The sequence below is a fragment of the Paenibacillus sp. FSL R5-0912 genome (assembly GCF_000758605.1).
Taxonomy (GTDB): domain Bacteria; phylum Bacillota; class Bacilli; order Paenibacillales; family Paenibacillaceae; genus Paenibacillus_AQ.
On the sequence record NZ_CP009282.1, the window covers coordinates 2,260,667 to 2,283,586 of the forward strand.

Sequence of the window (22,920 nt, forward strand, 5' to 3'; positions counted from 1 at the left end):
ATTACCATAGCCCCCTTTCCCCGAACAGGCGGATCGACCGGTTCACACCAACAACAAGAATCAGACTGATCAGGGATTGGAATAAGCCCAAGGCTGTCGTATAGCTGTAGTTCATATTTTGCAGTCCTACCCGGAAAACGTAGGTACTGATGACATCAGCTACATCTAGTACAGAGTCATTTTGCAGCGAAAGGGTCTGCTCTAATCCCACATCCATCATGCTGCCCATCCGCAGAATAAGCAGGATGGCAATGGTGCTGCGGATGCCCGGTAAGGTAATATGCCAGGTTTGACGCAGCTTGTTGGCCCCATCAATCTTGGCTGCTTCATACAACTGTGTATCAATAGCGGACATGGCAGCCAGGTAAAGGATCGTTCCCCAGCCAGCTTCCCGCCAGATGGAGGAAGCAGTGTATGCCACCGGCCACCAGCTGGAACTGGCCATGAAGTAGATGGGCTCCATGCCGAATACATGCTGCAGAATCAGATTAATGACCCCTGTGCTGGGTGACAGCATAGTAATCAGGATTCCACCCAACACTGCCCAGGAAATGAAGTGCGGGATGTACAGCAGGTTTTGGATCAGGCGTTTGAAGCCTTCCAACCGAATTTCATTCAATAGGAGAGCCAGTACTATCGGGACCGGAAAGCCTACAACGAGGCTGTACACATTGAGCAGCAGAGTGTTGCGGAATACGCGCCAGAAGTCTGTGCTTTCGAACAGCATCCGAAAATGCTTGAATCCTACCCAGTCGCTTCCTACAATGCCATCGGCAAACCGGTAGTTTTTGAAGGCAATAATTTCACCGGCCATCGGTGAATATTTGAACAGCAGGTAGAAAACAATTACGGGCAGGAGCATGATGTACAGGGATTTATCATATTTAATACGCTTCCATTTGAATTTTTTTCTCGCCATGGAAGCACGCATTGTCAGGGCTTCCGGTGAAACGGAAGCCTCTATAGCAGTTAACGACTGTTGCTTTCTCATCTCTCGCATCCTCTCCAAACCACAGCATTTATATGTTTGAGGGGCCCCCTCGCAGAATTAATCTTACTGGCATGACAGGCGGCTGGATACAGATTCGTTATGACGAACGTCGCTTTTTTTGACAAATGGAAGGTTTCATTTTTCTACTATGGTATCCATTTTTGCAGTGTGCTCCTCACAAGCCTTATTCCGTAAGGCTTTTTGTGAATACAAAGAGCCCTGCCGTGATATCAGGCAGGACTCTGCGATGGCCTCTCTTACAAGAAGCGCTCCCGGTATTCCGTTGGTGTAAGACCTGTGTACTTCTTGAAGCTGCGCATGAAGCTCCGGCTGTTGGTATAGCCGACTGCCTCGGATACGTCATAAATCCGGACGGTTTTATCCTTCAAAAGCTCTTTGGCTGCGTTGATGCGGATTTCGATCAAGTAGTCGATGAAGTTGCCTTCGGCATGCTCTTTGAACTGCCGGCTAATATACGCAGGATTCAAATGGAATTCATCAGCTAGCTTGTCTAGGGACAGATCACTATCCTGATAATGTTGCCGGATATAAATCAGTATTTGGTCAATGGTATCATTTTTGCCCCTTTGCATCCGTTTCTCTTCTATAGCCCCCAACAGCCGGAGCAGCAAAGTACTTACCAATTCCTCGGTTTGCCTCCAGTTGTCAGATTTCTGAATCACCTCGTGTGCCGTGCCGATTTCCGCCTGGATCTCATTGACGTCAATGCCGATGGAGTCTATCATTTGCATGGCTCTCATGACCAGCTCAAACGATAATTGCTTGAAAAGCTCTGGCGGAGCATTGTTCTTGACCGCTGACATAAAGACATCCTGAACCAGCATTTGAAGCTTGTCCCGATCTGCCTGCTTAAGGGCTTCCAGAATGCGGTCAATTCGCTGGGGAAATTGATAATAATCCTGGCTTTGCAGGGGCTGCAAATCCTCAATGGAGATGACGGTCTGGGGTCCGGTTACCATTTTGTAGCGTAATGCAACCTTGGACTCCTCATAAGAGCGGGGAACGTTGCCCAGCTCCCGGTAGCATCTCCCTACACCTGCGGTGACCACCAGCCCGATTTGTTTGCTCATTACATCCAGAATATGCTCCAGCAGTGTGGCGGCACGCAGATGATTCTGTGCCTCGTCTCCCTCCGAGAAACTCAATAGGATAACAACCCGGCAACCTCCAAGATCAATGGCCACACCTGCGTTCTCTCTATAGATAATTTCCTCGGCCACATTGCATAGCGCATAGGCATAGAGAATTTCATCCCGTGGGGAAATTCCGCCTTCCTTGCCGAATTCCGCGGTGCACACGACAAACCATTCGGGATACAAGCGTACTCCTGTAAATTCCAGATGAGGGATCACCGTCGAATATACAGTCCGGTAACCGGTCAATATATCCATCACGGTTCGCCATTTCAGCATAGGCTTGGCATCTCTCACCTGCTGTTCCAGACCTTCCCGATCCAAAAACATTTGCTCGATGACATCGTCCAGATAGGACAATCCCTTATGGGGAGTGCCGTCAAACCGTCCAGCCTGCACAGGCCGATACTTGCCGGACAGCTTGCCAATCAATGCGTCCATAGGACGGAAAGTTCTGCGGCTGACGTAGAAAAGAATGATTAGCGCAATTGCAAACATCAGTACGCTAAAAGCAAGGAGCAAATTGCGGGTCACTGTAAGGGGGCGGTACATCTGGTCCTCCGGTACAATGCTGACAATCTTCCAGCCTGTGTAAGTCGAGGTTGTATAAAACACCATCTGCTTTTCCTGCTCCGGCTTGATGCTGAAGGAACCGGCATCCGGGCCAATCAGTACGTTTTCAAGATATGGCATATCCTTTAAGGAGCTGTGCAGCTTGGATTTATCATTATGGGTAACGACTTGACCCTGCTGGTCAATAACGAAGGTTTGCCCCTTGTTTCCATCCTGGTAAATATCCTGAATCATCTGGTAGAGCACACTTTCCTTCATATTTACTGCCAGCAGCCCGGTGCGGAAGCCCGGCTTGCTTAATGCCGGATAAGAGCGGATCAAGGTGACCACATCCTCCAAGGCCATGCCGTCGGAAATCTGGTGTGTAGGCAGCCATTTGAAGTAACCATCCATATTCAGATATTGGGTAAGCCATTGGTCCTCTGTTCCATCGTTACTGATGTAATTTTGCTGGGTGAGAATGTCACCGCTTACATGAGAGTAAACGTAAATGGATGAAAATTGCAGATTGCGGTTCATGAACGTCCCAAGCTTACTGTCCAACCCATAAAAATTGGCATATCTCTGCGCATCATCCTTATAGACGTTGTTCATGAAATAGACAAATTCAAGCTCATTGGTCAACTGCAGCAAATCCTTTTCCGTCTGCTTGAAGGAAAGTTCTAATTTTTGATTTATCTGGTTTAAAAGTGCAAAATTAGTTTCCTTCAACTGGCTGCGGAGCCCTCTGACGGTTCCCATGTAAGAGAAGAGGAAGGTCATGGATATGACCACCAGCAGAAGACCGCCGTAAATAAGGATTACCCTGCCTGTGAAACTGGATTTCATTTCAGCGCCCCCTCAAAAGTTGTAAATTCCATGATCATAAAGCGTGATGAGATGAAACGCCGATAACATTTCAAATAGATGTACCAGCGGAGCAGACTCGTATTAAATATTAACAATAGCAAAGTCGCAGGCCGGAGGGTTAAAATGAACGAAAAAAAGACTCTCTGCTGCAGCTGGTAGCCAGAGAGTCTTTCCATCCGCTGGACTGGCTCAGGCTATTACCGGGGGCTGGAAGGCGGATTCTCCACTGATTTCCGCTCAATCAGCTGAACCGGAAGGGTGATGCGTCTGCGTTCTGCTTGGGGGCTGTGAATCAACTCCATCAGGAGCAGAGCGGCTTCCTGCCCCATCTTCCGAAAGGGCTGTACGATAACAGTGGGTGGAACCCTGAACAGTTCCGGGTAGGAATAATCGTCGAATATGACCAGGGAAAGATCTTCGGGAATTCGGATGCCCAAATGTTCAGCAGCTTTCATAATCAGGGAGCCGTGTACGTTGTCGAAGGCCACCAGCCCGGTAAGGGTAGTCTGAGTCCTGAGGAAATTGATAATGCCTTCAGGTGTAGGTTCGAACAGCCGGGCAGCGTGATCCACCGGAATAAGGTTGTCGGCCAAAGCCTGCTCATAGCCGTGAAGCCGGTCCTCCAGCGAGGTTGTGCCAAGAACAGGGGACGAGATGCAGCCAATTCTCCGGTGTCCCTTGCTGATCAGGTAGGAGACTGCCTGATATGCTCCGTTCTCATTGTCTGAACAGACACAATTGGTCTCCACGCCGCGCAAATAACGGTCCAGTACAACGACAGGATATTGCTCCATGGTCAGACGAAGCACTTCCTCGTTATATGTTTCACCATGAACCGGGAACAAAATAATACCTTTGGCGCCGCTTTGGACAGCTTCCTTCAGCATAGCGAGCTCCCGTTCCCGGGATTCCCGGGCGTTCATGAACAGGACCCGGAAGCCTCCATCGGCTGCTGCTGCTTCAATGCCAAGAAGCAGCTCGGAGCATATAGAGTCCAACGTGTTTTGAATAATAAAGGCTATGAACGGGGGGGCTGATAATCTTTCTCCCGCATACTGTGGCGCTCCGGCCACTGGATGGAGCGAGAATGAGTTTATGGAGACTGGGCTGTCCATCGCCTGCATAATGCTATCCGCGCCTTCTGCCACAAAGCTTCCTTTTCCTTGAACCCGGTATACAACTCCTTCTTCGACAAGTGTCTTCAAGGCTTGCTTCACCGTAATCCGGCTCCCCTGGAACAACCGGGCCAGCTCATTCTCCGAGGGGAGCGTATCTCCCGACTTCCAGCTTCCGAGGCGGATTTGTTCAGTGATGTATTCGCGTATTTGCAGGTAGATTGGAATTCGTTTGTTTGGCTCCTTCATCTGTTTCCCTTTCACACTTTTGTATATTGGTATATACAAATATATAAGTTAAAAAAGCAGAAGTAAAGCTGAAAAATCATTACTAATTGCTTACTTACGTATGGTGCATGCATATGTATAATGTCTCGTATATATATTACTTTTTATATACAAATATACAACTTAATCTGGAGGAATCCAATATACCGTTTGCCAAAAGAATCGAACATTTTATTCAGCTAGGAGAGTAGGCTGACTGAGACAGATTTGATGGAGGAGGCCACAGGGCGCAGCATCACGATACGTGACGGCGTTTCAGCATTCAGCATAAACCCGTATAAGGTGTTCACCTTCAAGCTTGCCTCTGACCCGATCGGATAATGGGGAAATCATTAAAAAACGGAGAAGTAACATGAAAAGCAGCAAATTAGGAACAGACCCGCTGGCTGCCGGTTGTTATAATGGAATCAGCTATGTGTCATGGAAAGGCTGGTGGAGCACCTGAATTACAGCAGGGAGATCGAGCGGAGTATTGATTATATTGAGGAGCATCTGCGGGAGAACCTGACGGCGGAAGACATCGCGTCCCAGGTGGGGTATTCGCTGTATCATTTTTGCCGGATGTTCAGCCAGTGCCGGGAGATGCCGGTTATGGAATATGTGCGCAGCCGGAAGCTGTCCCTGGCAGCAGTAGAGCTGTTTAACGGGCGGCGGATTATGGATATCGCGCTGGATTATGGTTTTGAGACTCCCGGCGGTTTCGCCAAAGCCTTCCGCAAGGCCTTCGGCTATAGTCCCTCGCAGTATGCGGCACGGATGGACGGCTATCTCCGGGACAGATCGGTGTACCAAATCGGGGATTATATTAGGGAGCCCGTGATGGTGAGCAAACCGGCGTTTAAGGTGGCTGGTTATGGCATAGAGACGAACGTGGAGTCCGGGAGTTATACGCAGGATGTCGCTTCCTTCTGGTACTGCTATGACGGAGATAATCTGGAGAACAAAATGTATGCCCTGTTGAACCCGCCGAAGCACGGTGAGGTCGGTTTGTGTGTCCCGGCGCAAGGCGGCGGCAATGCCGTCTACCTGCTGGGTGTCATTGTCGATGATTTCAGCCTTGTGGCTGAGGATATGCTTACGGCTGTTGTGCCTGCTGCGCAGTATGCCGTGTTTACTACGCCTCCGGTGGATGCCACCGATGAGGCGAATCCGGACGCTTTTGCCCAGGTGGTGAAGAGTACGTGGAGACATATCTTTGAGGATTGGTTCCCGGAAAGCGGATATGAGCACGCCAAGGGCAAGCTGAACTTCGAGTTCTATGACGAGCGGTGTCATGCGCGGGTGGATACGGTGATGGAGATCTATGTTCCTGTAGTGGAGCGGCCGGGAAGCAGGGGCTGATTTTGCATGATTTTCCCCGCCTGTGTTACTGTATAACGGACAAAGGAGGGGACCTATGGAAACAATCCTGATCATTGAAGATGATGCCAAGCTTGCAGGGCTGCTGAGTGCATACCTCTCTAAATATGATTATCATACCATCATTATTGAAGACTTCACTAACGTGCTGGAAGCCTTTAAGGAAAGCGCTGCCGGTCTTGTGCTGCTGGATGTCAATCTGCCCAAGTATGACGGTTATTACTGGTGCCGCCAGATCCGCCAAATTTCGCTTTGTCCAATTCTGTTCATTTCGGCTAGAGACAGCGGGATGGACCAGGTGATGGCGCTGGAGAACGGCGGCGATGATTATATTACCAAACCGTTCCACTACGAAGTCGTTTTAGCCAAAATCCGCAGCCATTTGCGCAGAGCCTATGGTTCTTATGCACAAATTCAGGGGGAGCGTACACTACATTCAGGCGCTCTAACCCTGTTTCCTGAACGTTATACTATCCAGTATGCCGGGGAATCCATGGAATTGACCCAGAAGGAGGCCATCCTGATAGAAGCGCTGCTGCTGAAGGAGGGGCGTGTGGTCACCCGGGAGAAGCTGCTGGATCTTATGTGGGAGGACCAGCATTTCATTGATGATAATACCTTGAATGTCTATATTACACGTGTCCGCAGGAAGCTCAAGGATCTTGGCGTGGGAGATGTTGTAGAAACGGTAAGGGGCGCCGGCTATCTTCTGAATCTAACGGGGAAAGCACCATGAGATTATTCTGGAAGGACCAGCTTCCTCTGCTGCTCTTCTACCTGCTGCAAGTGCTCCTGGTTCCGGTGTTGTATTGGATCTCAGGCGAGAACAGGCCTCCCGTGATCATAGGATACGGTGTACTCCTGAGCGGCAGTATTCTTCTCCTGTACCTCGGTTACCGTTATGTTCAACACCGCAGGTTATATAAGCTGTTAAGCACTCCACGTAACTTCTCTGCGGATGATTTGACCCCCCTTGGAGATGTTGCGCTTCCCGAGGCCATTCATGAGTTACTACAGAACATGGACCGCCAGTATCAGGAGAAGATGAATGGGCATATCCGGCAGATGGACCAGCATATTGTGTTCATTAACCGCTGGGTGCATCAGATGAAGACCCCTATCTCTGTCATACAGCTCATACTGCAGGATCTGGAGGACGAAACCGCCGGCAGTATTCAGGAGGAGGTGGAGAAGTTGCGCAAAGGACTGGAAATGGTCATCCATACCTCCCGTCTGGAACGTTTTGAGAATGATTTTCAAGTAGAACTATTGTCCCTCCGCAAGACCGTCGCCAATGCGGTATCCGGGAACCGGAGATTATTTATCCGCAGGGGGGTCTCCGTGAATATTCTGGTTGATGCCGGGACCCATGTATACAGCGATGCCAAATGGCTGATGTTCATGCTGGGCCAAATTTTGACCAATGCTGTCAATTACACGGTCGGTTCCGGCAAAGCGGTGACGATCTCTGCACACCCCCGCGGCAAGGATACAGTTCTGGAGATTTCAGATCAGGGTATCGGCATTTCTCCCGAGGATTTAAAAAGGGTATTCAACCCATATTTTACCGGTGAACGCGGGCGTCAATACCATGAGTCCACCGGAATGGGACTTTATCTGGTTAAGGAAATCTGCACCAGACTGGGACATGCCGTCGAATTGGAATCCCAGCCCGGAGTAGGAACTGCGGTGCGGATTATTTTTAACGGCCAAGCCCCTGCACAGTAAACCGAACATAACCTTAAGCGATGTGTAAGATAGCCTTAAGGTAAAACCATAGCAGCGGAATAGCTCATCCTGTACATTGGAACAAGGATAAAGACCAACACACAGGTAAACACTTGTTTCCTTAAGGAAAGGATGATTTCAGTGATCGTATTGGAAGTCAAAGGACTGAATAAAGTATATCCCGGCAAAGTGAAGACCCAGGCACTTACAGATATTCATCTCAGTGTTGAGAGCGGGGAATTTGTAGGTATCATGGGACCCTCAGGCAGCGGTAAAACCACATTTCTAAATATGGTATCCACTATCGACCAGCCCACCTCCGGAGAGGTGAATATCAACGGCAATAATCCTTATAAGCTGAATAAGAAAGATCTGGCCCATTTCCGCCGCAGACAACTCGGCTTTGTCTTTCAGGATTTCAATCTGCTAGAGACATTAACCGTAGCTGAGAATATCGTGCTTCCTCTTACCCTAGACAACCGTAAGCTAAGCGAGATGGATTCTCTGCTGCAGAAGGTTGCTGAACAACTTAACATTAAGGATATCCTGAATAAACGCACCTATGAGATATCGGGCGGACAGCGGCAGCGGACTGCTCTTGCGCGCGCAATTATTACTTCTCCTGCGATGATCCTGGCTGATGAGCCAACCGGTTCCCTGGACTCTAATTCCTCACGGATCGTTATGGAATCGCTGGCGAACATTAACCGTACGCAAGGCACCACGCTATTGCTTGTTACCCATGATCCGCAGGCAGCGAGCTACTGTAACCGGATCATCTTCATTAAGGACGGCAAGCTGGCTGCCGAAATTCACCGTGGCGATAACCGTCAGGCCTTTTTCCAGAAAATTATCGACACACTATCGTTTTGGGGAGGGAATAGTCATGAGCTTTCCTCAATTCGCGTTTAATAATGTACGGCGTAACGCCCGGGCTTATATTGCTTATTTCCTGAGCAGTTCTTTTATGGTCATGGTGTTTTTTGCTTATTCCGTATTCATTTATCATCCCGGGATTGCGAGTCAGGATATGGGTCCCATGGCGGTAACGAGTATGCAGGTCGCAGCCTACATTGTGTATGTATTCGCTTTTTTCTTCGTACTGTATTCCATCGGAACGTTTTTGAAATCACGTAATCTGGAGTTTGGGATTCTAACCATCCTGGGTGCCCGGCCAAACCAGATTAACCGGCTAATCTTCCTTGAGAATATGCTGATCGGCATTGTTGCCATTGTAACCGGAATCGCAGGGGGGATGCTTCTCTCCAAATTATTTCTGCTGCTCAGCACGAGGACAATTGGAATTGAGGATTTACCTTTCTACTGGCCTGTCCAAGCAATGCGGGTCACCTCCCTGTCCTTCGTCTCCTTGTTTCTGTTTATTTCCATCTTTACGTTGCTGCTTATCCGCAATAACAAAGTACTGGATCTGCTTCAGGGAAATGTTAAACCGAAAAAACAGCCAAAAGCCTCCGTCCTTCTGTCCTTAATTGGCGTAGTGCTGCTGATTATCGGATTTTATGCCCTGCGGATTGAACTCAGTCCCTCTGCTATTATTTCGGCCGCTATTGCGGGAATTACCGGCACCTATTTGTTCTACTCCCAGCTGTCTGTTGTTTTCATTCGTCTGCTTAAGCGCAGCCGCAGGTCTACCTGGCGTGGTACGCGGCTGTTGTGGACTTCAGAAATGAGCTATAAACTGCGGGACAACTCGCGGATGTTATTTATGATTACAGTAGTCACAGCCTTGGCTAGTATGGGGGCAGGGTATGTTCTGTCCATCATTCAGGCCGGAAGAGAAGAGTACAACGGGAAACCTTTTGCCATCACCCAAACGTATTACCGGACCACATCGGCAGATCCGGACCGGAGCAAAATTCACCAGGAGCTTAAGGCAGCGGGTGTGGAGTACACGGAGAAGAGAACCGACTTGCTCTCTGCCTCGGTCCAGGATGAGGGGGGGCGTGAGAACGGCTTGTATCTGATCGGGCTTGCCCAATATAATGAGCTTGCGCCTTTGGCTGGTCTCCCGGTCGTAACCAGACTGGGCTCAAATGAAGTAGTTCTTCTGGCGTCGCCAGAGGTTGAGAAGAATGATTATATCCGTGACCAAATGGTGACCTTGGCTGAACAGCCCGCCGTATCCCTCTATGTCAAGGAGAGCGTTACTACAGAATCGATTGGGTTCATCAGTTCATTTGCTCCTGTGCTGATTGTGCCGGAGAAGTGGATGGAGGTGGTAAGAGTAGCCCGATCGGCTGAAGAGGGAAAGGAGGTCAGACCTTATATCAGTTATCACTATAAGGTTCCGGCATGGGATACAGGTTCACTGCCTTCCATCGACAGTCAGGAGAACATCGTAGGCACCGAGCTGAGACAATGGAATACCGGGATGGAAGGGGAAAGTGATGAGGTGTTCGATTTAACTTCACGCGCCGCTAATTATTGGCTCCTTAAACAAAGTACAGCCATGCTCAGTTTCGTCAGTGTTTTTGTTGCTTTGATTTTTTCGGTTGCATCGGCCAGTTTTTTATACTTCAAGCTGCATAGTGATCTGGCTGCAGATATTCGTATGTACCGTGCGTTATCCAAGATCGGGCTAAGCACAAGTGAAATGTCAGCATCGGCAACCAAACAGATTGCGATACTCTTCTATATACCCATTGTGGTGGCTGCCGTTCAGAGTCTGGTTGTCATCAGCCCTATCCTGGAGACGGGAATAATGAATGTGCTCAAGCCGGTACTGATCACATTTGCCGGGTATCTGATTCTGCAAAGCGTCTTTTTCATCATTGTGAAATCACGATATATACGCAGTCTGAAGAAAATGATGGTTTGAACAGGAAGATTTGGTGGCGCATCTGAATTACAGCAGGGAGATCGAACGAAGTATTGATTATTTTGAGCAGCTTCTAAGAGAGAACCTGACGGCAGAGGAGATTGCTGAGATTGCGCTGGAGTATATTTCGAGACCCCCGGCGGCGCAGTGTCAGAGGAGGATGAAGGTTAGACTAGAGGGTTACATGAAACCACTTAGCAGGTGATTGTAAGATGTGGTACAATGTGCCCGTCAGTTCAGTTTAACAATATACATCCCGCAAAGGAGTTAACCATGGCTAAACAACGCAAGATTCTTCTAACCATAACCGTATTGTATACCTTGCTTGTTCTTTATTTTATGTTCTTCGCCTTCGGCAGAGGAGAATCGTATGACCACTCGCTTGGCTACACCTTTATTTTTATGCCTGACAACTTCATTAAGCTGCCGTCTCCAGCTGATCTTCTGCATCCCAGCCTAATGAGTATGGTGGGTTTCGGGAACACTATTGCTTTTATTCCTTTCGGTATATTGATTCCATGGCTGTACCGGGTCAGCTTCGTCCGGTTCATCACCTTATTCTTCATAGGGATTCTTGTGCTGGAAACAATCCAGGCCCTTACGTTCCTGGGCAGCTTCGATATCAACGACGCGCTTCAGAATACGATTGGAGCAGCCCTCGGTTTTGGGGCCTACAAGCTTGGTTTTCGTTCCCGCAGCCTCGGGCGCAATCTGGTGGCAACGGCTATATCGGGGTTGGTTCTCTTTATAGCTTTATGGGGATTAGGGGCGGTGGTAGACAAAATAATAACTAAAGTAGAGGGTCCGTTTACGGCGATCACTGAATGGACGGACAGTTCGGGCAATTCATCCGCTAAACCGGACAGTATTCAAATCAACGGACAGAAGATACCGCTCCGCTATAACCTATATGGCGCTGAAGACGGAGATTCCAGAACGTTCACGTACAAGTCTGAGGGACAGACGATTTTCTCCTTCAATTACGGAAACCCTGAACCCACAGATTATTCCGGAAGCATCAGTATGACCCTGGATGGCAGGGAGATCCTGACCGGTTCTGGAGAATATCAGCGGAGTAATCCGGAAGTGTACCCGTCTCCATTCTGGATACCCCTCGAGCCGGGGAACGAGTTGAAGCTCACGATTAAGGGCGAATTGAAAATATGGGATGTCGGGTATAAGAAGATGCAATATTTCTGGAACTAAGTTCATAGCCCAGGCTTACAGCTGAACTCTTATATTCGGAGCAGGATAGCGTGCAGTCGAATGTGTTTAAGGATTTTCAGATACCGCTTGGTAGACGGTTTGACTTCGAAGTCTAATACGACAAGTAGAAACGGCTTCGCCGTCCTCATAAAGGACGGTACCCATTCAGCGAGAAATAGAAGGATAAGTTATCATTTGCAACGTATAAATTCTTATATTTTCAAACAAGCCGCAGAGTAATTGCATTTCGCAATCAGCCTGCGGCTTGTTAGTCGAGCATATACACGTTACCTACATAAACTTCCGCTGCACCTTTTTGCCGTCATAGGTAAAAAGGGCTTTTTTGTCTTCCACGACGGTCTGGAGATGTACGGTGCGGCCCCAGAGGGCGTAGATATGCGGGAGCGTGCGCTCCAGATATTTCAGATCCAGCTCGATGCTCTCATAGTGGTGGGCGATCAGCAGTTCCCCGTTGCGCTCATAGTCGGCATCCTGGACGACGAGGTACGGGGAGCCGCCGTTAACCCGGGCCAGCACAAGCTGATCACGCACATTTTCCCAGGCTTTGTCGGTGATTTTCCATTCCGGACCTTTCTTCTCGAAGACATAGAGGTCGAGATCACTCACCAGCTCCTTCGACAGATAGCTGCGGATAAAAGAGGTGTCCGAATCCAGTTCACGGACCTCGAATATTTTGTCGCGGTCCCAGCGGCGTTCGATGTCCTCGAAGATCTTCAGTCCCAGGTAATACGGGTTCAGACTCTGGCGTGAGGGCTGTACTACAGATGAGTTGAGCTTGGCGTACTCGATGGTCTCTTCGGCTGTCAGATCCAGCTCACGCATAATTCGCTGATGCCAGTACGAAGCCCAGCCTTCGTATTGCTAAGGTGCTTATAAGATAACAAATGATTTAATTAAGCTGATCAGAATCTTCGCAAAAAAAATGGAGAATTAAACATACTTATGTGGTATTATCTACCATATAAGGCGTGTAAGGGTATTACCTTAATTTGATGTTTGTGGTGAAGAATGCGTTTATTATATAGGGTGTTATTGATTCTCCAGGTGTAGTAATTGATCATGTTACTGTTACCAGTATTATAAGTAAAGAAATCAAATATATTCAAGCACAAAACAGATAGGAGAACTTATAATGATCAATCAAATAAAGAGATTTTTTAATTTTAATGGACTGCAACAAAAGGATTTTTTTGAAGAAGAGATTCGGAGTGGGAAAATAGACAGCGAGTCAGATAAATATGAGATATTGAAAAAAATGTTGTACATTAATTATGAAGGAAAAAAAGAGAAGTTTTCAGATCATTTTAAAGATGAGGACGGAGATGATGTTCTTTATGAAGATAACAAATACTTAGATGTAGCACAGTCTGTCTATGATACTTTCGGTATTGATGAATACATAGAAAATTTACAAATAATTGCAGATAAACATTTTGATAATGCGGGTACTACTATGTTTAACATAGTAAATGATACTTTAAAAATTACTATATCAATTTCTTCAATAAAATTAGGGATCGTTAATCACAGTGAATATAGGCATCAATATACTGATGAGAATTTAAAAATATTTATAGATGTTTTTGCTCATGAGTTGTTTCATGCAAAAAATAGTGTTGAAATTGTAAAGCATTACGGAATTAATGAGTATAAAAAAATAAAAGAGTGTTCAATCGCAAAAATTGCATGGTTTATCTTGGATGAGTATTCTGCATGTAAGGCTACAGCTGAGCAATACAATTCCTTTATCTCATTTGAGGATGTAGTTAGGAATCTAAATAGTCCGTTTTTTAATCTGACTAATGAATTAAAAAAGACAGATGTTTCAAAAATAAAGCTAGAGGAAATTTGTGTTAACTTAAACTATGCCATAGCGACAAGATGTGCATTTGCGGATGTTTCTGGGGATGAGAAAAGACATTTGCAATTAGATAAATTAAGTGAGCGTCAATTATCTTATGTTGCAAGTGTAAGAAAATTATTAATGGATTATAACTCACAAAGACCGTTGAGTTATGAAAAATATGAAGAATTAGGAGTAAGTATAATACGTAATATCTTGACAAATTTACATGGAGTCGAAAATGATAATTTAGATTACCAAATTTCTAAATTCACTTAAATAATGAAGAAAAATAGAGGAAATCCTTATTTCTATGATGTTAGTTTCCTAATTCGAAACTTAAAGAGATATTAGGGTCTCAAATGATATTATAAGGTCATCAGGAGATCAATAATGAAAAGCTATCAGCAAGAAAGGGCGCTTATTAGTAAAGGTATTCAGGAGTTAATGGAAAATGAAAAGTTAAATGTTATAAGTTTACACATGGCAACAAGAGTAGACAAGTGCACGTGCAAATCAAAAGAATATGGTCGCTCGTCGGTGAATACTCGACAGTAAATTGCTACAAAACGATTTGTGGTGTTCTCAATATTCATGGTTGGTTCTCAGATGGGCGAAGCTTTTATTCTACACGTCAATCCGACTTATTCCTACAGAGACAGTTGGCTCGGAAAAAGCAAGTGCATAACGAATAAGCTTTGTTCATAATGAAGAGAGTCTACCCGATGTGGGATAGACTCTCCTTTTCTGAACGAGCATTTATCTTTAACGCAGCGAAAGGAGCCAACCTGATGAAGGTTAGATAGGTGTTCAGGTTCGCCGCTTTATTTTAGTAACAGTGCCTTATTCTCTGGTATCATAACCCACATAACTTCCGCTGCACCTTCTTGCCATCGTACGAAAATCGCGTCTTATTGTCTTCCACAACCGTCTGCAAATGAACATTTTCTAATTCGCGCACCTCAAATATTTTGTTCCGATCCCAATATGGGTTCAAGCGCTTGCCGCGAAGGCTGTACGAAGGAGGAATTTAGTTTGGTGTATTCTACAGTTTCCTCTGGGATCAGGCCTAGCTCGAGGACGATGCACTGATCCAAGGATGAAGCCCAGACTTCATATTGTAAGGTGCTTATTAAGAATATATAAGCGGAAAAATATATACACGAGAGTAGTTTATGATTTTTTATAACGAAAGATACAATGCTTTATACACATCTATGAAGAAAAAAGGAAATATATCAATAAATGGAGACTAATGTCGGAATTAAAGTTAGAATGTAATTTGGCAGACTGAAATTTCAATGAATATTTTTTTCTGAATAGAAAATAAACAAATTCTCTAGAGAAGGTGAGCATTACGAAGGATAAAATACTTGATTTATTGACGTCTGAAGAACAGGCGCCATCCACGGAATACGATTCGTGTATCAGTGACGTTGCAAATCGTCAAGTAGGTTCTTTAATATCTCGACTTGTAGCAATTGATGAGGAAGAAGAAGGCGGAAGAACAGCTATTACTGGTTTCTTTTATCAAATGTTAATTGGGATTGAATACATGATTCAGATGATACAAGGAAATTGGGACTTTGTTGCCTTAGAGTTACATGACGATATAGTTGTTGGTAAAGATAAACATATAAGGTTCATTCAGGTGAAGTCAAGCAAGTATCCACATCAGAAAGTTTCTGAGACAGGACTGTACGGAAGAAGTTCCTTTAAGAAGGATGAAGAAATTTTTTATTATAATGATAGCTGGGCAGATAAATTATTAATGAAATCACGTCATTTTCCTGTTACATCTGGATATAATTGTGAGTTCGAGTTAGCGACAAGTTATCATTTAGTGGATGGTTCTTCTAAAACAGACGTTTCGCTTTACAACGAGGAATTTCCAGTAAATATACCTGATGATGATGTACTTCTTAATAAAATGAAATCTCTTTCATTTGATAAGAATCTTAGCCAGTATAGTTATGAAGATGTTTGTGGTGAAAGTTTACAATCACTTTTGACCAAATTCCGTATAAAAAAATATTCCGACAGCGGGAATAAAATTTTCGATTACATGGAAAACATTCAATCGAAGTTTGGAGCCTTAATAAGTGAAAATACCAGATTGAGTCGAGCGGATTTGCATCAGTTAATTGCTCATTTACTTGATCGTTGTTTGATTAGAAACGGAAAAAGTATGCTATATCTTACACGTCAAGAAGCTATTGAGATAAAAGATGAGTACAAAGCTAGGATACGTGCTTCATTTGGGCAAGAGTATCGATGCCACGATAGTCTAGAAGTTATTAAGAATGTGTTTTCTGAGGTTCACGCTGAATGCTCTGTTAAGCATGAGTTATATGCTGAAATGAAAAGTGAATTGTACAGGTGTCATGATGCATTAACTACCTGGATAGATGAAGAACCAGGCGACATTGAAATGTTGCTGAGTTTATATGGACATGGAACCAGAAGGACTTTAAATCTTCAGCCAGTAGAACGAGATAAACGTTTACTTACCCTTATACGAGGTAATGTGTTTTTGAATATTGTTAACAGTTCCACTACAAAAATTATATTGGGTAACAAGTCCCTCTTATTAAAAGCCATAGGTAATAAACATATCTCATTTTTGCATGTAGAAAGAAGGCAAACATTTGATAACGGTTGCGAAAAACTTCAAACCATTATTAAAAGTGTTTCGAGTGAAGAACAAGTATCTTTAATGTCAAAGAAGCCAATTACAATAATTGATGGTCACCGAGATGATATAGAGGTATCTAAATTCGTGTATATAGCTTCTCCGAGCATACAACTTGACAAACTAGGACAAGATTCTGATTTAGTGAAGCCATCAATTGAATTCCAAGCAATACCAGGGAAATATGTACAAAAATTATACGACGATTCTCTTTATGATTTAGATTCACTTGATGAAATTCGTGATGCTTGGAAAAATGCCTTTGTTTCAATTATAGGGGGATCAGTAACTAATGTATAAATTGACTTTCAATCGACTTAATCAGTTGGGATTCAGAGAGTTGAAGGAACATACTATGGATGGATTAGCCTGGTTTAAAGATGAAATAGTAGACGTTTTTTTACAACAGTGGGATGAAACGATATCTTTAGAAACGATTTTAGATGAATGTCAAAGAAGTCGAGAAATGATCACTAAAATGGGAGGGAATCCTTGGAATTCTTATTATTTATTATGCGCTGACAACGATGATCTTGTGGAACAAAACGTTTACTTAATCGAGCACAATTCATTGGCTATGCGTAAATATGTTATTCGTTCCGAATATGACCTTAAGCGAATTCCATTTTTAGATATGATAAATGTTGTGGAAAATATTGAAGCTAATAGGATGAATATTGTGAATGAATCAGTTTCGGGAACTGCAATGAAATTTATTGAGTATCTTATCGAGAATGATGGGGCAAATGTTCGATTCAAAAAAGATGAAGTTATCAGTGCAATAAATAATGTTTTGGATTTAACAGGAGGTGATACAGAATGAACATACAATCTGTTCGTATTAAAAACTTTCGAAGTTATCAAGGGGATAACTTTTTTGATCTAAGCAAACGGGTCACTATATTGTATGGTCCAAATGGTTATGGGAAAAGTTCTTTTTTTGATGCTGTCGAGTGGTGCTTAACTGGGTTAATTAGCCGATTTAATAATAAAAAATTTGATCCAAAGACTTCGATTAATTTATATGCTGACGCCAATACGGAATCGCTTGTTGAAATTAAATTTGAAGGAAACACTCTTATCAGGAGATTTGATGTTATTGACGGAGAACCACAAACAAGTCGAGTTAAAATTAATATCGCTAATGGTAGCGCTATTATTGGACAGAAAAAAGTAGATAGTTTTCTAAAAAATCAACACTTTACTCAGAGTGGAACAAAAAATCCTTTTGTTGGATTAGTGAAACAATCCCATATATTATCCCAAGATCAGGTTACTGAATTTGTTTTGCAGGATGATAAGGAAGCACGATTCAGTGCCATGGCCGATATTATGGGGCTAAAACAAGTTTGGGTGGCATATCAGAACTTATCGGAAATTAATTCGAAAATGAAATTGGAAATAATTAAAAAGGAAAAGAAAATTGAGGATATAACCTCTAGAATATCTACAGAGAAAAATAGACTTTTGAAAATCGAGACCTTTGAATCTTCCTTGCTACAAGAAATTTTTAAACTTGAAGAACCAAGCGCTATTCGTAATGAAATTCAAGGACAGAAAACAAGTATGAATCGTAAAATTCGTCTCTCTAAAGAAATTTATGAAAGTTATGAAACCCTTCAAAAGAATTTTGGATACGGAACTTTAAGGATAGCCAAAGAAGATGTAATGAAAATAGATAAATCACTTAAGAATTTGACATTTTTTATATCAGGCTATCAAGAACTTAAAAAAAGTGTTGAAAAACTCTTCACAGCTTTATCAAAACAAGAAAGACGATTTCAAAGAATTTCTGAGTTAGAAAGTAATTTAAAGGCTGGGCAAATTCAATTGATTGAATACAAGACATCTCTAGAGATGGGAAATAAAACGACAATTGAATTTATAAATGAATTTCGAGAATCGTCGGTTAAAATTGATTATGCATTAGTATATAGAGATATGTACTTTCAATTGATTGAAGAAGAAAAAAGGCTTCCATTAACAAAGTTGAACTTAGATCGAAAATTATTGAGATTTGCTCGACACCAAAATCGGCTAACTAATTTCAAATCAAATATCCTTACAGAACTTAATCGCAATAACGAAGAATCTATATCTAAATACATAGCAGCTTTTGACAGTATAATGGATTATGTTCGTACGAATGACTTGCAAGGTAAATGTCCAGTTTGTGGATTTAAGCATGGTGAACAGCTTGTTGATCATTTAAACAGCGGTGTTCAGAGTTCAATTAACTCATTGTCAACAGATGCAAATCGAATACAAAAATTACACTCTCTAATAAATCGTATTGAAAAATCAAGTCAGATTTTGAAAGAAAGTATAAAAGAAGTTGAGCAACAATCTAGGGAACTTAGGTTACGGCAAAGTGAAGTTAGACGTCAGATAGATGAATTAACTGAAGTTGCATCTTTTGATCTTGAACTATTTAATCAAAGTCAAGAGGTATTGACCAAAAATAATTTAACTACAAAAGAGAAAATTCAGCGATTAAATGATTCTTTAAAACTTGAGGAGACAATAAATAAGTTAGAAAGCCAAATAAAAAATGAAACTAATATATTGGGGCCTTATCGGGTAACATCTAATATCAACAAACGAATTTCAAATTTACAAAAAGCTAAATTAAGAATTAATCAACGACTGTTAAAATTACAGTCCGAACAAAAGCAGCTAAATGACAAATACAGTTCACTTACAAGGCTTTTAAAGTTAGCTGATGAATCTGATTTCCCTGAAGTAATGGAAATAGAAAAACTGTTATTAATCTTAAATTTGGAAATTAAAGCGGCAGAAGATGAATTTGGAATTCTTGAAAAAGGAGAATCACTTAACAATAGCTTAGAGTTTAATCAAAAAATTGAAAAAGAAATTTTGCGAATCGAAGCGAATTTAAATAAATTTGTAACCCAAAACAAGCAATACGAAAACGCGGTAGCTTCGATTGATAAGCATTTGAAAGAAACGGCATTATCAATAGGAACTGAAATCGTAGACATGTTAAATTCTGAAAGAGTACCAGTGCAGCGATATTTCAGATATTTGAATCCATTACCTAGCCAGACCCCATTAGTTTTTGCTGATGAAGGGGAAAAATTGAATATTATGGTTAAACTCGATGAGAAAAAAGAAGCTAGTACGGCTAGATATACGCTAAGTTCTGGGCAGTTAAACGTCCTTGCAATTTCATTGTTTTTAGCAATGAACGAGTCACAAAATGTTAGCATATTAGATTTTTTAGCAATTGACGATCCTATTCAAAACATGGATGATGTAAATCGGTTTTCAGTATGTGATGTTTTGGGAAGGTTAAGTAAACAACTAATATTTTCAACACATGATTTAGATTTCGTAAAATTATTTGTTAAGAAAAATCAGTATCAAAAATCAGATATACAAGTTTATATGCTAAAAAGTCCATATGAATCATCAGAACTAGCTGCACCTGTTCAATTTGATTGAGACCCAGCAGGGGGATGATTAATCTCCCCCTAATTTCACTCCATTAAATTTTAGTGCTGCTTTACAAATTGCCTCTGGAAGTGACTTTGATAAACAACTGTACTTATTTGCAGAAATAATAACTCTGTATGTAAGGGGGAACATCTTGGTGACCTGCCAATTGTCAAATGATCTTAAGAGTTTCCATGCAAGTTCTTCATCAGTAGTAAAGGGGAATAAGATGACGGGAACTTCAAATCTGCCTTTTTCATTTTGTTCAAACCATTGTTCGTTGATCTTTTCCCATTTTAGAACATGTAAAGCAACAAGTTCATCACGTTGTTGATCTGTTAAATCCCACCATTTTATCATTTGATTTCACTTCTTTCAAATAGTTTTGTTGATGTTTTCAAAATGCTTCCGCGGCTATTCAATTTCTATTTCTATATCCAACTCCCTCTCCCCCAAAACCGTCACCTTCGAAATCAACGTCCTAAGCAACCCTTTAGCCTCCTCAACAGGCAACACATTTATCGCATCCAGCACCGTCTTAATTTTGCTCTCAAGCATTTCCTTCAGTTCTTCCACCTGAATCTTTTCTCCCTGTTCATTCGAACTGTGATTCTCCTGTATAATCCTCTCCATTCGCTGCTTCTCATCATTAAGATCCTGCAACTCAATCAGTCCAGCAGTATAGGCTTCAACCTTCCGTTTATAACGGTTTTTAGCTGCCGTGATTTGTTGATCTCCACGACTGCTCTGGCTGCTACGGGCCTTCTCCACAAGCTGGGGAACCAATTCAAGGCTAAGTGAATTTGATAAACCAGCTAACCCCTGCAAAAACCAGGACTCCACTTCGTCGGCTTTATACTGCTTACTGGTGCATGTGCCTTTATTTTTATTCGCAGAACAGCGGTAAACGCGGTAACGTCTGTCTCTTGATCCTGACCAACCAATACTCATTCCTGAACCGCAGTTTCCGCATTTCAGGATGCCTCCGAGAAGATGGGGACTGGTCTGAGCACGGGGAGCTATGCCTGGTCTGTTCATTTTGGTCTGCACTCTTTCCCAGATGTTCTTGTCAATAATGGCGGGTAGGCAATCGTCAATGACTATCCAATCCTTATCGTCCTTTATGGTTCGTTTCTTCTTGCTTGAATCTACGCGGTTCCATACGAAGGTACCTTTATAGACGGGATTGGTCAGCAGCAGTTTTACGGAACGAATGGACCATTCTTTATTGTGCCTGGAAGGAATGCCTTCTTCGTTCAGTTGTCTGGCAATCGCGAAGAATCCCAAACCTTGATTGAGGTATAGATCATAGATCTGTCGTACAGTCTTAGCCTCAGGCTCATGGATGATCAGGACTTTATCCTCTAAGCGATATCCGTAAGGACTCTGGGTCAGCCATTTACCTTGGTTAGCTGCATGGAACATATTATCCATGACCCGTTCACGAATACGCTCACGTTCAAATTCCGCGACAGCGCCAAGCACTTGAAGAGTCAGGCGACCAGATGGAGTATTTGTATCAAAGGATTCACTGATTGAGATGAACGCGACTTGATGCTGCTGGAACATGTCGATCAGCGTAAGCAAATCGAGTAGTCGGCGGCTCATCCGATCCAGTTTGGTGACCATGACTTTTGAGACTTCGCCATTCTTTATGTATGTCATCAACCGCTTGAGCTGAGGGCGGTCTGTGCTTTTAGCGGAGTAGCCGTCGTCAATGAACAACAGGACTTCGTCTGACCATCCCATGGCCTTACAATAAGCCTTAAGGCGCTCCTGTTGCTCATCCAGGGAAACACCCTCACGGGCCTGCTCATCGGTCGATACGCGGCAATAAATCGCTACAAAACGGCTTGAGATGCTCTCGACATTCATAGGCTCTTCCTCCTGAGGGGCTGGTCCTTTATTCTATGCACCAAAAATTTGATTTACGATTATAGGGTTGTCCTCGCCGATCGGCCACATAGGTTGTATTAAAGGGGGGAGGCACGATGGACCTGAAGATTCGTTTTACTGTCAACACTCCTTCGCAGCAGATTTGTTTTGGCAATCTTAATGGAATTGATCATTCCGAAACATTAGAGAAGATAGCGGAACACTTCGCTTCCTGGGAGAAGACGCTAAAAGAGCGGGCAGCCGAACATCTGCTCACAGAGACCCTTGGCCCTGAACAAGCAAGTGGGTATCAAATTAGCTTTGTTCATAAAAAAGAGAGTCTGCCCGAGGTGGGATAGACTCTCCTTTTTTTGCATGGTAATGGGTCTGATAACGCAAGCAAAAAGGGAGCCAACCTATTGCAGGTTAGACTCCCCTTATGCTTGAACATTATTCACGGTTGTGAACGCATATTTATGAGTATGAAGCTGTTGTCATTCATGATTGTAAATAATTGTTCATGTTTATGAATACTTTTTCTTAACAAAGCACATATTACCAATTACCGAGGCGAGGAGGTGTAATGAGCCAGAAAGACCTCGGACCCTTCTTCGACACATCGAAGCAAAAATTCAACGGCATCAGGTTTATAGTTTTGCAAATTTACAAGAAGTTCGTATACGCGATCAAGTCGCACTCGCAGCTCATCGTTATCGTCTGTTGGAAATGGAATTAGGTTAAGGTCATTTTGCAATTGCTCTAGAACACTAAGGGTTATGTTTTGGGTTTTCCCCGTTTCTAAATTTGAAAGATAGCCCGAAGATACGCCAAGCTCATTAGCATAGGCATTCAGACTAATGCCTTTCCGATTGCGAATTTGACGAATTTGTTGACCGATTTCCTGCATTACGTAGCCTCCTTAATTCAAAAT

General features: G+C 43.3%; 17 protein-coding genes and 1 pseudogene. 11 read left to right on the forward strand and 7 right to left on the reverse strand.

All coding sequences use genetic code 11. From position 1 onward, the window contains the following. Position 1 precedes the first annotated feature (1 nt). The 3 genes from R50912_RS09490 to R50912_RS09500 all read right to left on the reverse strand — a co-directional run bounded on the left by R50912_RS09490 (position 2) and on the right by R50912_RS09500 (position 4,931). Entirely contained in the window at positions 2-991 is a 990-nt protein-coding gene (locus tag R50912_RS09490) for an ABC transporter permease (RefSeq protein ID WP_331281909.1), read from the reverse strand. A gap of 257 nt (positions 992-1,248) precedes the next feature. Next, complete coding sequence (locus tag R50912_RS09495; protein ID WP_042234260.1) at positions 1,249-3,546, reverse strand: helix-turn-helix domain-containing protein; 2,298 nt, start codon at positions 3,544-3,546, stop codon at positions 1,249-1,251. Between the two features lie 218 nt (positions 3,547-3,764). Then, positions 3,765-4,931, reverse strand: a complete 1,167-nt coding sequence (locus tag R50912_RS09500; protein ID WP_042234262.1) for a GntR family transcriptional regulator — start codon at positions 4,929-4,931, stop codon at positions 3,765-3,767. A gap of 459 nt (positions 4,932-5,390) precedes the next feature. On the opposite strand from R50912_RS09500, the gene R50912_RS09505 reads away from it, so the two are divergent. The 6 genes from R50912_RS09505 to R50912_RS09535 all read left to right on the forward strand — a co-directional run bounded on the left by R50912_RS09505 (position 5,391) and on the right by R50912_RS09535 (position 12,102). Continuing rightward, positions 5,391-6,311, forward strand: coding sequence for an AraC family transcriptional regulator (locus R50912_RS09505; protein WP_231637814.1), 921 nt, complete (start codon positions 5,391-5,393; stop codon positions 6,309-6,311). Between the two features lie 55 nt (positions 6,312-6,366). Continuing rightward, positions 6,367-7,065 (forward strand): response regulator transcription factor, encoded by a 699-nt coding sequence (locus tag R50912_RS09510; RefSeq protein ID WP_042234264.1) that lies wholly within the window; start codon positions 6,367-6,369, stop codon positions 7,063-7,065. Next, positions 7,062-8,057, forward strand: a complete 996-nt coding sequence (locus R50912_RS09515) for a sensor histidine kinase (RefSeq protein ID WP_042234266.1) — start codon at positions 7,062-7,064, stop codon at positions 8,055-8,057. The genes R50912_RS09510 and R50912_RS09515 overlap by 4 nt, the downstream gene beginning before the upstream one ends. Before the next feature lie 141 nt (positions 8,058-8,198). Continuing rightward, positions 8,199-8,969: an ABC transporter ATP-binding protein gene (locus R50912_RS09520; protein WP_042234268.1), complete on the forward strand. Its 771-nt coding sequence runs from the start codon at positions 8,199-8,201 to the stop codon at positions 8,967-8,969. Beyond that, positions 8,944-10,896, forward strand: coding sequence for an ABC transporter permease (locus tag R50912_RS09525; protein WP_042234270.1), 1,953 nt, complete (start codon positions 8,944-8,946; stop codon positions 10,894-10,896). The genes R50912_RS09520 and R50912_RS09525 overlap by 26 nt, the downstream gene beginning before the upstream one ends. A gap of 273 nt (positions 10,897-11,169) precedes the next feature. After that, the gene (locus R50912_RS09535) at positions 11,170-12,102 is read left to right on the forward strand and encodes a VanZ family protein (protein ID WP_042234274.1); all 933 of its coding nucleotides are present in this window, start codon (positions 11,170-11,172) and stop codon (positions 12,100-12,102) included. A 291-nt stretch (positions 12,103-12,393) separates the two neighbouring features. On the opposite strand, the pseudogene R50912_RS09540 reads toward R50912_RS09535, so the two are convergent. After that, positions 12,394-12,978 (reverse strand): annotated as a pseudogene (locus R50912_RS09540) (SpoVR family protein); the annotation flags it as partial. 277 nt (positions 12,979-13,255) lie between these two features. Here R50912_RS09540 and R50912_RS09545 point away from each other — a divergent pair. From R50912_RS09545 to R50912_RS09560, 4 genes are all read left to right on the forward strand, one after another. After that, the gene (locus R50912_RS09545; protein WP_042234276.1) at positions 13,256-14,245 is read left to right on the forward strand and encodes a hypothetical protein; all 990 of its coding nucleotides are present in this window, start codon (positions 13,256-13,258) and stop codon (positions 14,243-14,245) included. A 1,069-nt stretch (positions 14,246-15,314) separates the two neighbouring features. Continuing rightward, the gene (locus R50912_RS09550) at positions 15,315-16,958 is read left to right on the forward strand and encodes a dsDNA nuclease domain-containing protein (protein ID WP_197073060.1); all 1,644 of its coding nucleotides are present in this window, start codon (positions 15,315-15,317) and stop codon (positions 16,956-16,958) included. Then, positions 16,951-17,481 (forward strand): ABC-three component system middle component 1, encoded by a 531-nt coding sequence (locus R50912_RS09555; RefSeq protein WP_042234280.1) that lies wholly within the window; start codon positions 16,951-16,953, stop codon positions 17,479-17,481. The genes R50912_RS09550 and R50912_RS09555 overlap by 8 nt, the downstream gene beginning before the upstream one ends. Beyond that, complete coding sequence (locus R50912_RS09560) at positions 17,478-20,123, forward strand: AAA family ATPase (RefSeq protein WP_042234282.1); 2,646 nt, start codon at positions 17,478-17,480, stop codon at positions 20,121-20,123. The genes R50912_RS09555 and R50912_RS09560 overlap by 4 nt, the downstream gene beginning before the upstream one ends. Before the next feature lie 18 nt (positions 20,124-20,141). On the opposite strand, the gene R50912_RS09565 is transcribed toward R50912_RS09560, so the two are convergent. Together R50912_RS09565 and R50912_RS09570 are read right to left on the reverse strand one after the other, a co-directional pair. Further along, entirely contained in the window at positions 20,142-20,474 is a 333-nt protein-coding gene (locus R50912_RS09565) for a BC1872 family protein (RefSeq protein ID WP_042234284.1), read from the reverse strand. A gap of 54 nt (positions 20,475-20,528) precedes the next feature. Continuing rightward, the gene (locus R50912_RS09570; protein WP_042234287.1) at positions 20,529-21,989 is read right to left on the reverse strand and encodes a recombinase family protein; all 1,461 of its coding nucleotides are present in this window, start codon (positions 21,987-21,989) and stop codon (positions 20,529-20,531) included. 116 nt (positions 21,990-22,105) lie between these two features. Here R50912_RS09570 and R50912_RS09575 point away from each other — a divergent pair, with 116 nt between their 5' ends. Then, complete coding sequence (locus R50912_RS09575; RefSeq protein ID WP_042234289.1) at positions 22,106-22,348, forward strand: hypothetical protein; 243 nt, start codon at positions 22,106-22,108, stop codon at positions 22,346-22,348. A gap of 203 nt (positions 22,349-22,551) precedes the next feature. On the opposite strand, the gene R50912_RS09580 is transcribed toward R50912_RS09575, so the two are convergent. Further along, entirely contained in the window at positions 22,552-22,896 is a 345-nt protein-coding gene (locus R50912_RS09580) for a helix-turn-helix domain-containing protein (RefSeq protein WP_042234290.1), read from the reverse strand. Positions 22,897-22,920: the final 24 nt, after the last annotated feature.

Coding starts and splice junctions, on each gene's coding strand:
- R50912_RS09575 (WP_042234289.1), top strand. CDS start 22,106: ATGGACCTGAAGATTCGTTTTACTGTCAACACTCCTTCGCAGCAGATT.
- R50912_RS09560 (WP_042234282.1), top strand. CDS start 17,478: ATGAACATACAATCTGTTCGTATTAAAAACTTTCGAAGTTATCAAGGG.
- R50912_RS09515 (WP_042234266.1), top strand. CDS start 7,062: ATGAGATTATTCTGGAAGGACCAGCTTCCTCTGCTGCTCTTCTACCTG.
- R50912_RS09495 (WP_042234260.1), bottom strand. CDS start 3,546: ATGAAATCCAGTTTCACAGGCAGGGTAATCCTTATTTACGGCGGTCTT.
- R50912_RS09490 (WP_331281909.1), bottom strand. CDS start 991: ATGAGAAAGCAACAGTCGTTAACTGCTATAGAGGCTTCCGTTTCACCG.
- R50912_RS09570 (WP_042234287.1), bottom strand. CDS start 21,989: ATGAATGTCGAGAGCATCTCAAGCCGTTTTGTAGCGATTTATTGCCGC.
- R50912_RS09580 (WP_042234290.1), bottom strand. CDS start 22,896: ATGCAGGAAATCGGTCAACAAATTCGTCAAATTCGCAATCGGAAAGGC.
- R50912_RS09545 (WP_042234276.1), top strand. CDS start 13,256: ATGATCAATCAAATAAAGAGATTTTTTAATTTTAATGGACTGCAACAA.
- R50912_RS09535 (WP_042234274.1), top strand. CDS start 11,170: ATGGCTAAACAACGCAAGATTCTTCTAACCATAACCGTATTGTATACC.
- R50912_RS09525 (WP_042234270.1), top strand. CDS start 8,944: ATGAGCTTTCCTCAATTCGCGTTTAATAATGTACGGCGTAACGCCCGG.
- R50912_RS09505 (WP_231637814.1), top strand. CDS start 5,391: ATGGAAAGGCTGGTGGAGCACCTGAATTACAGCAGGGAGATCGAGCGG.
- R50912_RS09500 (WP_042234262.1), bottom strand. CDS start 4,931: ATGAAGGAGCCAAACAAACGAATTCCAATCTACCTGCAAATACGCGAA.
- R50912_RS09510 (WP_042234264.1), top strand. CDS start 6,367: ATGGAAACAATCCTGATCATTGAAGATGATGCCAAGCTTGCAGGGCTG.
- R50912_RS09555 (WP_042234280.1), top strand. CDS start 16,951: ATGTATAAATTGACTTTCAATCGACTTAATCAGTTGGGATTCAGAGAG.
- R50912_RS09565 (WP_042234284.1), bottom strand. CDS start 20,474: ATGATAAAATGGTGGGATTTAACAGATCAACAACGTGATGAACTTGTT.